Source organism: Cognatishimia sp. SS12 (genome assembly GCF_028369055.1).
Lineage (GTDB): Bacteria > Pseudomonadota > Alphaproteobacteria > Rhodobacterales > Rhodobacteraceae > Cognatishimia.
On the sequence record NZ_JAQNCZ010000001.1, the window covers coordinates 423,912 to 437,568 of the forward strand.

Annotated in this window: 16 protein-coding genes; 9 read left to right on the forward strand and 7 right to left on the reverse strand. The window is 59.6% G+C overall.

Annotated elements, in window-relative coordinates; translation table 11 throughout:
* Positions 1-4: 4 nt before the first annotated feature.
* Entirely contained in the window at positions 5-811 is an 807-nt protein-coding gene (locus N6L24_RS02030) for a metallophosphoesterase family protein (protein WP_271842973.1), read from the forward strand.
* A gap of 4 nt (positions 812-815) precedes the next feature.
* Here N6L24_RS02030 and N6L24_RS02035 read toward each other — a convergent pair whose 3' ends face one another.
* Both N6L24_RS02035 and N6L24_RS02040 read right to left on the reverse strand, forming a co-directional pair.
* On the reverse strand, positions 816-1,745 hold the full coding sequence (locus N6L24_RS02035) for a site-specific tyrosine recombinase XerD (protein ID WP_271842974.1): 930 nt from the start codon (positions 1,743-1,745) through the stop codon (positions 816-818).
* Positions 1,745-3,256 (reverse strand): hypothetical protein, encoded by a 1,512-nt coding sequence (locus N6L24_RS02040; RefSeq protein ID WP_271842975.1) that lies wholly within the window; start codon positions 3,254-3,256, stop codon positions 1,745-1,747. The genes N6L24_RS02035 and N6L24_RS02040 overlap by 1 nt, the downstream gene beginning before the upstream one ends.
* A gap of 274 nt (positions 3,257-3,530) precedes the next feature.
* Here N6L24_RS02040 and N6L24_RS02045 point away from each other — a divergent pair, with 274 nt between their 5' ends.
* Together N6L24_RS02045 and aroB are read left to right on the forward strand one after the other, a co-directional pair.
* On the forward strand, positions 3,531-4,067 hold the full coding sequence (locus tag N6L24_RS02045) for a shikimate kinase (RefSeq protein ID WP_271842976.1): 537 nt from the start codon (positions 3,531-3,533) through the stop codon (positions 4,065-4,067).
* 2 nt (positions 4,068-4,069) lie between these two features.
* Complete coding sequence (aroB, locus tag N6L24_RS02050) at positions 4,070-5,182, forward strand: 3-dehydroquinate synthase (protein ID WP_271842977.1); 1,113 nt, start codon at positions 4,070-4,072, stop codon at positions 5,180-5,182.
* Between the two features lie 19 nt (positions 5,183-5,201).
* On the opposite strand, the gene N6L24_RS02055 is transcribed toward aroB, so the two are convergent.
* Positions 5,202-5,972, reverse strand: coding sequence for a class I SAM-dependent methyltransferase (locus N6L24_RS02055; protein ID WP_271842978.1), 771 nt, complete (start codon positions 5,970-5,972; stop codon positions 5,202-5,204).
* Positions 5,965-6,384, reverse strand: a complete 420-nt coding sequence (locus tag N6L24_RS02060) for a DUF6326 family protein (RefSeq protein WP_271842979.1) — start codon at positions 6,382-6,384, stop codon at positions 5,965-5,967. Before N6L24_RS02060 ends, N6L24_RS02055 begins: the two co-directional genes overlap by 8 nt.
* A gap of 84 nt (positions 6,385-6,468) precedes the next feature.
* Here N6L24_RS02060 and N6L24_RS02065 point away from each other — a divergent pair, with 84 nt between their 5' ends.
* Positions 6,469-7,386: a LysR family transcriptional regulator gene (locus tag N6L24_RS02065; protein ID WP_271842980.1), complete on the forward strand. Its 918-nt coding sequence runs from the start codon at positions 6,469-6,471 to the stop codon at positions 7,384-7,386.
* Positions 7,387-7,440: 54 nt separating this feature from the next.
* Here the strand turns inward: N6L24_RS02065 and ssb are convergent, their stop codons facing one another.
* Positions 7,441-7,965 carry a single-stranded DNA-binding protein gene (ssb, locus tag N6L24_RS02070; RefSeq protein ID WP_271842981.1) on the reverse strand — a complete coding sequence of 175 codons (525 nt, stop codon included), beginning with the start codon at positions 7,963-7,965 and terminating at the stop codon, positions 7,441-7,443.
* A gap of 242 nt (positions 7,966-8,207) precedes the next feature.
* On the opposite strand from ssb, the gene N6L24_RS02075 reads away from it, so the two are divergent.
* The gene (locus N6L24_RS02075; RefSeq protein WP_442872577.1) at positions 8,208-8,762 is read left to right on the forward strand and encodes a lytic transglycosylase domain-containing protein; all 555 of its coding nucleotides are present in this window, start codon (positions 8,208-8,210) and stop codon (positions 8,760-8,762) included.
* Here N6L24_RS02075 and N6L24_RS02080 read toward each other — a convergent pair.
* Complete coding sequence (locus N6L24_RS02080) at positions 8,759-9,562, reverse strand: helix-turn-helix domain-containing protein (protein ID WP_271842982.1); 804 nt, start codon at positions 9,560-9,562, stop codon at positions 8,759-8,761. The genes N6L24_RS02075 and N6L24_RS02080 overlap by 4 nt on opposite strands.
* A gap of 125 nt (positions 9,563-9,687) precedes the next feature.
* Entirely contained in the window at positions 9,688-10,560 is an 873-nt protein-coding gene (gene miaA / locus N6L24_RS02085; RefSeq protein ID WP_442872569.1) for a tRNA (adenosine(37)-N6)-dimethylallyltransferase MiaA, read from the reverse strand.
* 118 nt (positions 10,561-10,678) lie between these two features.
* On the opposite strand from miaA, the gene pyrH reads away from it, so the two are divergent.
* From pyrH to N6L24_RS02105, 4 genes are all read left to right on the forward strand, one after another.
* Positions 10,679-11,410 (forward strand): UMP kinase, encoded by a 732-nt coding sequence (gene pyrH / locus N6L24_RS02090; protein ID WP_271842983.1) that lies wholly within the window; start codon positions 10,679-10,681, stop codon positions 11,408-11,410.
* Between the two features lie 150 nt (positions 11,411-11,560).
* Entirely contained in the window at positions 11,561-12,127 is a 567-nt protein-coding gene (frr, locus tag N6L24_RS02095; protein ID WP_271842984.1) for a ribosome recycling factor, read from the forward strand.
* A gap of 17 nt (positions 12,128-12,144) precedes the next feature.
* A complete protein-coding gene (locus N6L24_RS02100) occupies positions 12,145-12,870 on the forward strand; it encodes an isoprenyl transferase (protein ID WP_271842985.1) in 726 nt (241 codons plus the stop codon).
* Positions 12,871-12,893: 23 nt separating this feature from the next.
* Positions 12,894-13,643, forward strand: coding sequence for a phosphatidate cytidylyltransferase (locus N6L24_RS02105; RefSeq protein ID WP_334312306.1), 750 nt, complete (start codon positions 12,894-12,896; stop codon positions 13,641-13,643).
* The last annotated feature ends 14 nt before the right edge of the window (positions 13,644-13,657 follow it).

A 13,657-nucleotide genomic window follows, 5' to 3' on the forward strand; every position in this document is an offset into this window, starting at 1 on the left:
GTGTATGAAAACAGTGGATCTGGGTGTTTTGGATGGTCCGCTGTTGCTGTTTGGTGGGCCTTATTCCAACCTTCAGGCGACCAAGGCGCTGCTGAGTGTCGCGCAAGAGCGCGGTATTGCCCCCACGCAGATGATCTGCACCGGCGATCTGGTGGCCTATTGCGCGGATGGGGCCGCGACTGTCGCGCTGCTGCGCGATCACGGCTGCGCCATATTGGCGGGCAATTGCGAAAAGCAGCTTGCCGCAGGCGCGCTGGATTGCGGCTGCGGGTTTGACAGCGGCACCACCTGTGATCTGCTCTCAGCGGGCTGGTACGCCCATGCCAATGACACCATTGACGCGGGCCAGCGAGACTGGATGGCAGACCTGCCGGATCTGATCACCTTCTCGCACGCCGGGCGACGCTATGCGGTGGTGCATGGCGGGGCCACCGATATCAGCCGCTTTGTCTGGCCAACGTCACCTGACGCCGTCTTTGCCGAAGAGTTCGCCGCAATAACGCAGCATGTCGGCGCGGTGGATGCCGTGATTGCCGGGCATTCAGGCCTGGCGTTTGAGCGCGTGAGCTCAAAGGGGCTTTGGCTCAATGCCGGGGCAATTGGCATGCCCGCAAACAATGGTGACACCGCAACCCGGTACATGCTGTTGCAGGGCGGGCAGGTCGAGATTTGCGCCCTGAAATATGACTATGACGCCGCCGCCCGCGCAATGGAGGCAGCGGGCCTGCGCCAAGGCTATCACAGCGCGCTGCGCACAGGCTATTGGCCCTCAGAAGAGGTCTTGCCACTGGACCTGCGCCGCGCCGGATAAGCGCCTAGCCGTCTTTGGCCAAAGGGTGGTTTTCCAGCACCAGCTCTTTCAGCCGTTCGTCAAGAACATGGGTATAAATCTCGGTCGTGGCGACATCGGCATGGCCCAGCAGCGTCTGGATCGACCGCAGGTCCGCCCCATTGGCCAACAGATGGGTCGCAAAGGCATGACGCAGAGTATGCGGGGTGACTTTGTCCGGGTTGACCCCGCCGGTCACGGCAAATTCCTTGATCAGTGCATAAAACCTGTGGCGGGTCAGATGGCCCAGCTTGCCCCGGCTTGGAAAAAGATAGCGCGAGGCAGGTTTGCCATCTTGCTGGCGCGCCTCTTCCAGCGTGTCACGCGCCACCAGCCAACTCGCCAGCGCATTGCGCGCTGCCGGTGACAACGGCACCATACGTTCTTTGCCGCCTTTCCCGCGGATCAGCAGCATACGCGGATCACCACGCGCGGCGCTTACGGGCAGGGAGACCAATTCAGACACCCGCATGCCGGTGGCGTATAGCACCTCCATCAGGCAGATATTGCGCTGCCGGTCATGGGCGTTGCGGCCTGATGCACGCGCGGCCTCGATCAGCTTGTCGACCTCGATGACTTCAAGCGTCTTGGGCAAGCGTTTGTCTTGCCCGGGCCCTTTGATCTGAATGGCTGGATTTGTCTCCATCCAGCCCTCTTCAAAAGCAAAGCGATAGAGCTGTTTGATCGCCGATAGCCGCCGCGCGCGGGTAGATTTTGCCAGCCCCTGCGCATCGCAATGCACCAGATATTTTTCGACAGCGTCACGGCTGACCTCATTGAGGCCAATGTTCTGCGCTGCAAGCCAACCGGAAAAATCCTTCAGATCACGCGCATAGGCCATCTGCGTGTTTGTCGAGGCCCCCAGTTCGGCGGCCTGTGCTTCCAGAAAAGTTGAAATCCAATTAAAATTACTCATTAAAATCCTCGCTCTAGCAGCAGAACTTGAAGCGCTGCCTGCCGTGCGGTGTCTTCCAGCCCAATGGCGCGAAATGTCGCCAGGGCATGCGTCAAAGCAGGCAGATCGCCTGCGGCTCCTTTTGAGAATAGCGTCATCGTCTGTAAAATCACTTCGCCCAGTTGTCCCCGCGCCAAGTGATTTGACAGAGTTTGCGGCACACCCGCCCCGTGAAACGCATCGGAAACGGCTTGTTTCAAGCCGGTGTCGGCGCGTCGCGGCGGGGTTCCGGTGGCAAGCCCTGCGAAATAGTCTTTTGGCCCTCGTTGGCCCACGGTTTCATAGTTGGGGGAGAGAAGCAATATTTCTCTCGCCAGAGTTGCAGGATTACCGCTGAGTGCGATCTTTTCCAGCGCAGGGCCGTAAAACCGGGCAAAGCTCACCTCTAGGCGGGCCTGGCGCATGGCTATCCAAGCGCTTTCCAGGCTTTTGGCGACCGCGCGCGCGTCTTTAGCGGCAATCGCGCGATCAAAGGCCTGTACTGCGGCGACCCGGTCCCAGACGCCGCCAGAGGCCGCGGGACGCCGATCGGTATAGATGCCAAACAACCGGTTTTCCGGCAGCGCGCCAGAGCGCGCCAGCCGTTCGGCGGCATCAAGCTGCGCTTTCCACCCGGCATTCGGGCCGATGTCGATATGTGCAAAGGCGCGGGGCAGGGTGGTGGTGGCCAGAGTTTCGCCAATAGCCTCATAAAGGCGGAATTTCAGTGGATTCGGATCTGTCGGCCTGACAAGCAGCGGCTCACCTTCAAACAGCTCCGGATCGAGAAACCGCAACAGCAGCGCATCTTCTTCCTCGCTGATCAATCCCAAGAGTTGGGCTGAATTCAGCGTGAGCGCCGCAGAGGTCCAGTCACCCGCGCGCGCCTGGCAAAATATCCGGCTGGCGTAGTCATCCGTCAGGCGCGGCGCGGCCAGCAGCGCGGTGCAGGCCTCTTGTTCTTCGCCCAGCAACAGAGAGACATCAAACCAGCGCTGAAACAGGTGGGGCACCGAGGGGTTCGCCCGCTGCAACAGCGCATGGGCCTGTTCAATCGCGCCCATCGCCATCAGCTGATCGACCCGCGCCAGCAGTAAGGCGTCATTGCCAGCGCTGTTAAAGGGCGGGTTCGCCTCTGCCAGCAACAGGGTATAGGTCAGCGCCTGAATGGCTGGCAGCGCCTCGGCGGATTGTTCATTGACCAGCTCTGCCAAACGTTCTGCGCGACTGGCTTGCCAGAGGTTGGCAGGCAGGCCGGTGACGCTGCTGGGCAGCAGGCCCACCGCATCGCGGCCCGTGTCGTCCAGCGGATCAACTGCCACGTCGGGCGTGTCCCCATCCTCGGCCACGGGCGGCTCGCCTGTGATGTCTAATGTGACGGTTGGCGTTTGGTTCAGCCAATCAATGGCCGATAATGGCGTATGGGTCTCTGCGGCCAACTCTGTTGCGAGCAGCCCGGCCGCAACCGCCAGCCAATGGGGCCTAGCTGCCATCAAGCGGCACCGTCACGCGCATTTCACGTTGCGGGGCAGAAAAATCCGCGCCAAAAATCGGGCCGATATAGGCATAGCCAATCAGTCCGATGGCAATCAGAATTATCAAAAAAAACACTGCTCTGAACAGCTTGCCCATATGTGTCCCCAATCTCGCCCGTATATTTTTTTCGCATTATAACTGGCCTTTTACGCAAGATCACGTCATTCAGTGCCAAATGGCGGATTTTGGCCGGGCTGGGGCCTAAAATCCCATATCGGGGCTGATGTTGGCATGAAACTCAAAAAAACTGTTGTCATGGTCGGGATGATGGGGGCCGGTAAGACGGCTGTCGGACGGGCGCTGGCGGCCAAGCTGGATGTGCCTTTTCTCGATTCGGATGCTGAAATCGTGAAGGCGGCCAATATGGAAATCGCAGAGATTTTCGCGCGCGACGGCGAGGCGTTTTTTCGTCAGAAAGAAACGCAGGTCATTGACCGGCTGCTGGAAGAAGAGCGCGGCATTCTATCCACCGGGGGCGGGGCCTTTCTGTCTGATGTCAATCGGGCGATGATTGCCGAAAAAGGGGTGGCCGTCTGGCTGGACGCGGATCTGGAGCTGCTCTGGCAGCGCGTGCGCCACAAGGACACGCGCCCGCTGTTGCGGACCGCCGACCCCAAAGCCACGCTGACCGATATTTATGAGGCGCGTGTGCCGGTCTATGCCAAGGCCGATCTGTCGGTGAAGTCGCATGCTTCTTATTCGATCGAAGATATGGCGGATCGTGTGCTTGCCGCGCTGCTGACCCGCCCGGATGTACTGGAGAGATAACCATGGAAACCGTCCATGTTGGCCTCGGCGCACGCGCCTATGATATCCACATTGGCCCCGGCCTGCTGGCCCGCGCCGGGGATTTGATCAGCGCTGTCAGCCCGCGCAAGCGTATGATGATTGTGACCGAAGAAAACGTTGCCCCGCTGCATCTTAAGGCGCTGCAAGACGGGCTAGCGCATGCCGGGATCACAAGCGAGGCGCTGGTCTTGCCGGCGGGGGAAAGCACCAAGAGCTGGCGCTATTACCAAGAGGTCAGCGAATGGCTTCTGTCCCAAAAAGTCGAGCGCAAAGATCTGGTGATCGCGCTTGGTGGCGGGGTCATCGGGGATCTGACCGGCTTTGCCGCCGCCACGCTGCGGCGTGGGGTCGGGTTTGTGCAGGTTCCGACATCGCTGCTGGCACAGGTGGATAGTTCGGTTGGCGGCAAGACCGGCATCAACGCGCCGCAGGGCAAAAACCTGATAGGTGCGTTTCATCAGCCGACATTGGTGCTGGCCGATACCGAGGTGCTGGGCACCATGACCGTGCGTGATCTGCTGTCTGGATATGGCGAGGTGGTCAAATACGGGCTGCTAGGCGATGCGGCGTTTTTTGACTGGTTGGAACAGCAGGGTCCGAAATTGGCGGCGGGCGATATGGGCGCGCGTATCGCTGCGGTCAAACGGTCGTGCGAAATGAAGGCCGATATCGTGATCCGCGACGAGACGGAACAAGGCGATCGCGCATTGCTCAATCTGGGTCATACTTTCTGTCATGCGCTTGAGGCGGCGACCGGATATGGCGACCGGCTGCTACATGGCGAAGGGGTGGCGATTGGCTGCGCGCTGGCGTTTGAGCTGTCGGCGCGCCTTGGGCTGTGCAGTCAGGAAGATCCCAGCCGCGTGCGCGCGCACCTGAGGGCGATGGGCATGAAGACTGACCTCAGCGATATCGACGGCGATTTGCCATCGGCCGAAGCGCTGGTGGAGTTGATGGGGCAAGACAAGAAGGTGGTTGATGGCCAGCTGCGGTTTATTCTGGCGCGGGGCATTGGCGAGGCCTTCGTGACGGCGGATGTGCCAAAGGATGCGGTGCTGAAACTCTTGTCTGACGCGCTGGCGGCGCGGACCTAAACCGCGCTGCGAGCCTGGGTTATGCCCCCGGTTTGCGGGCGGCATACCCCATGCTCAGCTGGTGCGCGAGCCTCGCGCTGGCCAGTGGGATTGCCGAAATATCGATCAATCCACCTTGGGTGAAGAGCGCTTTGGCACGGCTTTCGCTGATGCGCTGCGTGCGCCAGAGCAATTGGATCACAGCGCCAAGCGCGGTCGGTCGGGTGATGGCGCTGATGACAAGCCCGCCGGGGCGCAGCACGCGGGCAATTTCTGCCATGCCCAAATGCGGGTTGAGCATATGCTCAAGCACATGTCCCAACAGCACCACATCGCAGCTTTCATCCGCCAGGGGCAAGGCCAATAGGCTGCCCTCAATCACGGTGGCGTGCACACCAAGCGCGTCAAGATTGCGCTGTGCCTGCCCAAGCATCGCGGGGGAAATATCGACCCCGGTCAGATGCACGGGCGTGTGGTGATACTGGCAAAAGGCCCCGGCCAAAGCGCCGGTGCCGATGCCAATGTCAACCACATGTGGTTTGGGCGTGGTCAAAGCATAGCGCGGTTGCGCCGCAACACTTTGGATCAGCGCCGCATAGGCCGCGCCAAAGCCAAGCCTGTCAATTTTGCGCGCCCATTTATGCGACAGCGCGTCATACTGTGTCGAGAGCTGCGCCGCGTCATATTCTTCGCGTCCGACGCTGATGTGCCAACTGCCAAGACGCTTTGAAAACAGTGGCAAAATTCGCGGCGCACGGGCGGTTTTCTGATCGGTCTGCAAAGCGCTGAGCAAAAGCGGCGCGTCAGTCATTTTGTGCCCCGCTTTGCGCCTGTTCCGTGATCGGCCAGCGCAGCGCCAGCACAAAAATGACCGCAAGTGTCACAAGAACCACCACCGCAAAAAAGATGTCATCCGGATCGTTGGGCACGCCCAGAAAAAGGCCCGCGCCTGCCACGGGGGCGGCACCAAGATTTAGCCGCCGGGCCCAGCGTGGCAGGGCCAGAACCGACAGCACGAAGGCAAGCAGCAGGATCTCAACCGCAAGGGCCCCCATGAGCAACACGCTCTCGGTGACTGGATTGCCATTGACGTGACCTGTCAGAATTTCTTCGACATTAGCGGCAATGGTTAATTCGTGAATGTCACGAAAGAGAATATTGAGAATGGCAAAGAGCCAGAGCATCGCAAGCATCTGGCCACGGTTCGGGGCAGGGTGAGACATCGGTAGATCCTTTTTGCGACATCTTCACCTCTGTGAAATTTGAATGGAATTGACGAAAATCTTGGGTCTTGTATACGCAAATAGATGAACTGGGATGCTGTAGATTTTGACTGGAACCATATCCGCGCCTTTCTGGCGACGGTGGAGCATGGGTCATTGTCGGGCGCGGCCCGGGCGCTGCGGCAAACTCAGCCGACACTCAGCCGGCAGATTTCGGCCTTGGAAGACACGCTGCAAGTCACCCTGTTTGAACGCGGCACACGTATCATGCAATTGACCGAGGCGGGCCGTCAGCTCTTGCCGCAGGTGCGGCATATGGCAGAGGCCGCCACACAGATTTCGCGTGTCGCCACGGGGCAGAACCAGACTGTCGAAGGGCTTGTGCGCATCACCTGCAGCGATGCAATGGCGGCCTTTGCCTTGCCATCGGTGCTGGTTGAAATGCAGGCGGTGAACCCCGGCATCCGGATCGAATTGATTGCCGCCAATGATCTGAAAAGCCTTTCGCGGCGGGATGCTGATATTGCGCTGCGTCATGTGCGCCCCGACGAACCTGACCTGATTGCCAAGCGCATTGGCGACATCACCGTGTCTCTCTTTGCCTCTGAAAGCTACATGCGCCGGCTTGGTCCGGTCAGCAGCCCCGCCGATCTGAGCCGCGCGCAGTTTATTGGCTATGAATCACCTGAAAGGCTCATCCCGCAACTGGCCGCTTTGGGGATCGCGGTGAATGCAAAGAGTTTTGCCATCACCTCCTCCACCGGCAGCGCCATGTACGAATTGGCCCGCGCCGGGGCGGGTATTGCCATCTTGCCCGAAAGCGTCGCCGAGGGCCGCTTGGCTCTCACGCGCGTATTGCCGGACCTGCCGAGTTTTGCTGTGCCCACGTGGCTTGTCACACACCGGGAAATCAAAACCAGCCGCCGCATCCGCCTGACCTTTGACTATCTGGTGTCCGCCCTGACAGAAGATGGCTGGAAATCACTGGTTGCGAAATTCTGATGCAGTCATGATACGCTACAAAAACAAAGCCCCGCGATTGCGGGGCTTTGAAATTTAGAACGGGATTTCGTCATCCAGATCGCGCGAGGGGGCGCTGCTTTGACCGCCGCCGAAGCCACCGCCGCCACCTTGCTGGCCGCTGTCATAGCCGCCTTGACCACCGCCACCGTAGCTGCCGCCCTGGCCGCCACGGTAGCCGCCGCCACCGCCTTGGCCGCCGCCTTCGCCGCGCCCGTCGAGCATGGTCAATGTGCTGCCAAAGCCTTGCAGCACCACTTCGGTGCTGTAACGGTCCTGACCGGATTGGTCCTGCCATTTGCGGGTTTGCAGCTGGCCCTCGATATAGACTTTGGAGCCCTTGCGCAGAAATTGCTCACAGACGCGCACCAGCCCCTCGCTGAACACCGCAACCGAATGCCATTCGGTTTTTTCGCGACGTTCGCCAGTGTTGCGGTCTTTCCAGGTTTCCGAAGTGGCAATGCGCAGGTTGCAGACCTTGCCGCCATTCTGGAAGGAACGCACTTCTGGATCACGCCCCAGATTACCAATCAGCATTACTTTGTTCAGTGATCCGGCCATAGAGCTCTTCCCCGTGAATCGTGTTTCAAAATCGCGTCCACATACACCACCCCAAAGAAAGGAAGGCCAGCAGAAACTTGCGTACGCTGACAGAGTGAAACGCAAAGGCTTTAAAAATCAAGAAACAACGTTATATTCGCGTGAATTCTGCGCAGGTGCCTGCGCGGTATCGTGAAGGGACAGTGACTATGCGACTGGGGTTTGCCGTTCTTATGGCAGGCGCACTTGGCCTGACCAGCGCCATGCTGGGCACCGCTGTGGGTGCCGGTGATATCATCGGCAGCAAGTCCCGCACCAGCCTTTTCAAAAGCCAGACCAGCGTCTTGGATACCCGCGCTGCGGCGCAGTACAAAAACTCCGTTCGGCTGCAACCCGCCAATGTGGTGACGCCAACAAAATGGGGCAGCACCCAGCCCTATAAGGGCAAGTACCGCGGACCATATATTGATCTCGCCCGCAGTGCGGCGCTGCGCCACAACGTGCCGGTCGACCTGTTCCTGCGCCTTGTGCAGCAGGAAAGCGGCTGGAATGCCCGTGCCCGGTCCCACAAAGGGGCAATGGGCCTGGCGCAGCTGATGCCTGGCACTGCGCGGCTGCTGGGGGTGGATGCGAATGATCCGGCGCAGAACCTGGAAGGGGGCGCGCGTTATTTGGCAGAACAATATCGCGAATTCCGGTCCTGGCGACTGGCGCTCGCCGCTTATAATGCGGGGCCGCAAGCGGTGCGCAAATATGGCGGCGTTCCGCCTTATCGCGAAACGCAGAACTACGTAAAAATTATCTGGGGTAGTGGCTAAACCGGCTGCAAGGCCTTGGATTTACGTCGAATTTCTGTAGGCGTGGCCTTGCAATGCTGCTGCATGAACCGCGTGAAATAGGCCGGGCTCGCAAACCCGAGCGTTTCTGAAATCTGTTTGAAGGATGTCTGTTCGCGTTGCAGTTTTTTGCGCGCGGCGACGGTGAGGCATTGCGTCAGAATTTGCGCCGCGGTCAGCCCAGAGGATTGCTTGCACACCCGCGTCAGATGCGTGGGGGTGACGCCAAGTTTAGCGGCGAGATCCGCCATGGAGGCCCCGCTGTCATATTCTTGCGCAGCCAAGGCTGAAAACCGCGTCATCAGCCGCACAGAGGCGCTGGGTTTCTTGGCGGCGGGCAGGAGCGCCAGTTGCCGTTTCAGCCAGATCGCAATCAACCCGGCCTGCGCGCAGAGCGCATCTTCGAAAAATGGGCGGGACTGCTGCTGCTCGCGGCTCATGTCATCCAAAAGGCCGGTCAACTCGGCCTGCAAAAGCCCGTCCTGAATGCGCAGCTGCTGCGGCATCTGCGGAAATTCGGCCAGCGCAGGGGCCGCGCCGGCAGGGATGCGCACGACCTGACCAAGGCTATGGCGCCCCAGATCAATGGACCAGATGTGCCCGGCTGGTACAAATATGGCGTTATGCGTGCCAAAGCCGCGCCTTTGCCCATCCAGGGTCAGCACCCCCTGACCACGGGTGATCCACAAAAGAAGGTGATCTTCTTCAACATGCATCAGCTGCAGCGCGGCCGGGTCATTGGCGCTGAGCTGCGCCAGGGTGCGAATGGTGATTTGTGACATGGTCAGGTGTTCAGTATTTGCGTTGGTGCGATGAATACAAGATTCGGCCCGCATGCCTAGGGTGGCGCGGCAAAAATGTCCGAAAAACGTCATTATGGGCGAATTATCGCGCGTTGGCGGCCCGCTTAGGGGGCAATCGGGGTCCAGTCTTTCATGCGCGCGCGAAACCAGGTGCGCTGACGTTTGGCATATTGCCGCGTGGCGATGGTGGCGCGTTCGCGCGCCTCATCCAGCGTGATTTCTCCGCGCAGATAGGCGATCAGCTCAGGCGCTCCAATGGCTTTGGAGCTGGCCAGCGCCGGGTTCCAATCGGGCAGGTTCGCTTCGGCCTCCTCCAGCGCGCCACTGCTGAGCATGAGGTCAAAGCGCCGCGCGATCCGCGCGTTCAACCATTGCTTGTCGACATCAAAAACAAAAGCGGCCGCCTTATCACGCGGCAGCAACGGGGCGGGCGTTTCATCCTGCCATTGCCAAATCGGCTTGCCCGTCGCGGCGAGTACTTCCCAGGCGCGCTGCACGCGCATGGGGTTTTGCACATCTATCCGCGCGCGGGTTTCGGCATCGAGCTCGGCCAGAAGCGCGCCAATCCCGTCGCGCGCGACGATCGCATTGGCCTTGTCGCGCAGCGCCTCGGGTGTGGCGGGGATCTCGGCCAACCCGGCGGTCAACGCCGTGAAATTGAGCCCGGTGCCGCCAACAATGATCGGGCGCTGCGTGCCACTTAGAAAGGGCGCAACCTCGCGGAGCCAATGCCCCGTTGAATACGGCGCGGTCTTGCTGACATGGCCATAAAGCGCATGTGGCGCCGTGGCCTCATCCTCAGCTGAGGGTCGCGCGGAGAGCACACGCCAGTTGTCATAAACCTGCAGGGCATCGGCATTGACAATCACGCCGCCCTGACGCGCGGCAATCTCCAGCGCAAGGGCGCTCTTTCCGCTGGCAGTGGGCCCCGCGATCAGCACCGGTGCCTCAGGAGATAGCAAATCAAAGTTGATCAAAGCGGAAATCCATTTTTTTCAGCGATCTGGCCATTTGACCGGAGATCACGCATTGAACCTGAAGGCGTTTTCAGACATCTTGCGCGCAACTTACAATCCTGTGCCGACGGAGTGCAACATGACCGTGTCATCCCCCGAAAATCAGACCAAATACAAGCGCGTCATGCTAAAAATTTCTGGCGAAGCGCTGATGGGGGATCAGGGCTTTGGCCTGCATCCGCCGACCGTGCAGCGCATTGCCGAAGAGGTAAAGTCGGTACATGAGATGGGCGTTGAAATCTGCATGGTCATCGGCGGCGGCAATATCTTCCGCGGCCTTTCCGGCTCAGCGCAGGGTATGGAACGCACGACTGCTGACTATATGGGGATGCTGGCGACGGTGATGAATGCCCTGGCCATGCAATCGGCGCTGGAAAGCCTGGGGGTCTTTACCCGCGTGATTTCTGCGATCCCGATGGATCAGGTCTGCGAGCCCTATATTCGCCGCCGCGCGGTGCGCCACCTTGAAAAGAAGCGGGTCTGCATCTTTGCTGCCGGCACCGGCAACCCTTATTTCACCACCGACACCGCCGCGACGCTGCGCGCCAATGAAATGGCATGCGAGGCGATCTTTAAAGGCACCAAGGTGGATGGCGTCTATGACAAAGACCCGGTCAAACATGACGATGCGGTCCGTTACGATCACGTCAGCTATGATGATGTACTGGCCAAACGCCTGGGCGTGATGGACGCAAGCGCCATTGCCTTGGCGCGCGACAACAACTTGCCGATCATCGTCTTTTCGCTGGATGAACCCGGTGGCTTCCGCGGCATTCTCGCGGGCAAAGGCACCTATACCAAAGTACTCTGACACATGATCAACGTGGGGCAGGCGCGCCTTGCCCCATGATGGCCCGACCGTGATTGCTGAGGCGGGCATAACGACAGTTGTTATCCAAAGGCAAAAGGCGGTATACCCAAATAAAAATTGGGTGCGCCCCGTAACGCAGGACCAAAAGCTATGGCAGACAAAGAATTTGAGCTTGATACCGATGATCTGACCCGCCGCATGGAAGGCGCGATGGCCAATCTGAAAACAGAATTTGCGTCATTGCGCACCGGCCGGGCCTCGGCCAGCATGTTGGAACCAGTGCAAGTGGATGCCTATGGCTCGATGACACCGATCAACCAGGTTGGCACCGTGAACGTGCCGGAGCCACGCATGGTGACGATCAATGTCTGGGACAAAGGTCTTGTTGGCAAAGTCGAAAAGGCGATCCGCGAGTCGGGCCTGGGTATCAACCCGCAGCTCAATGGCACCATCATCATGTTGCCAATCCCAGAGCTGAACGAAGAGCGTCGCCGCGAGTTGGGTAAAGTGGCTGGTCAATACGCCGAAAGCGCCCGCGTGTCCGTGCGCAACGTGCGCCGCGATGGGATGGATCAGATCAAGAAAGCCAAAAACGACGGCATGTCCGAGGATGACCAGAAACTCTGGGAAGGCGAGATGCAGGAAATGACGGATTCCTACATCAAAAAGATCGACGACGCGCTTGAGACCAAGCAAGCCGAGATCATGCAGGTATAAGTCGGATTACTGTGAACATGGCCACCAAAGACAGCCTGAGCGAAGGCCCACGTCACGTGGCCCTGATCATGGACGGTAACGGACGCTGGGCGCAAGCGCGCGGGCGTCCGCGCCTTTTTGGCCATCACGCCGGGGCCAAACGTGTGAAAGAAATCGTGCGCGCCTGCAAACCGCTGGGCGTGAAATACATGACGATTTTTGCCTTCTCGACGGAGAACTGGAAGCGCACGCAGTCCGAAGTTTCCGGGCTGATGAGCCTCTTTCGCCAATACATCCGCAAAGAAGCGCGTGGCCTGAAGGCCGAGGGGGTGCGCGTGCGCTTTATCGGCGACCGGGTGCGGCTGGATGAAAAACTCGTCAAGCTGATGAATGAGCTTGAAGAGATGACTGCCGAAAATGATGTCGTCAACCTGACGATCGCCATCAACTACGGCGGGCGCGACGAGGTGGCCCGCGCCACCAAACGTTTGGCGCGCGATGTGGCGAACGGTACGCTCAGCCCCGATGACGTCGACGAAGAAACCCTGCCGCGCTATCTGGACACCCACGTGCTGCCCGACCCTGATCTGGTGATCCGCACCAGCGGCGAGGCGCGGATTTCCAACTTTTTGCTTTGGCAATCCGCCTATGCGGAATATGAATTTATCGACACGCTCTGGCCGGATTTCACGGAAGAGGAATTCACCCGCATTGTTGGCTCTTTTGGCGGGCGAAAGCGCCGCTTTGGGGCCGTCCCTGCATGAGCGCGCGCGGCAAATGGGGGGATTTGCAGGCACGCTTTTTTTCCGCAATCGTCATGCTCGTCGTGGGGCTGGGCGCACTTTGGTATGGCGGTGTTGCTTTTCTATTGTTGATCGCTCTGATTGGGGGCGGGATGATGTGGGAACTTTCACGCATCATGAAGCCGGAGCCGCGTGAATTTGCGTCTCTCATTGGGCTCGTCACGGCGGCAACCCTGTGCAGCATCGTGTTTCTCCCAGAAAAATACTTTCTTTTTGCGACAGCCATTCCGGCCTTTGTCGGGGCGTTTTTCATTGGCCGCGATAAGCTGATTTTCTGCGGCTATGCGCTGGGGTTGATGTTTGCCTGCTTCGGCGTGCTGCTCTTGCGCGATTTTCGCGGTTTGGACACCGTGCTGTGGCTCGGCGCGGTGGTTGTTGTGACGGATGTGGCCGGCTATTTCGCCGGGCGCATCCTGGGTGGGCCGAAATTCTGGCCTGCGGTCAGCCCCAAGAAAACATGGTCCGGCACGGCGGCGGGTTGGGTGGCTTCGGCCATTCTGGGCTTTGCCGTGGGCGGGGCCGAGTTTGCCTTTCTCAGCGTTGGCCTGTCGTTTGCCAGCCAGCTCGGGGATATCGCTGAAAGTGCCATCAAAAGGCGCTATGGCGTCAAGGACAGCAGCGCGCTGATCCCCGGTCACGGGGGGCTGCTGGATCGATTTGATGGTCTGATCGCTGCTGCGCTTTTGATGTTTGTGATCTCGGTGCTGGTTGGCCTGCCGCAATTTCCGGGCTAGATAGCACTGACGAA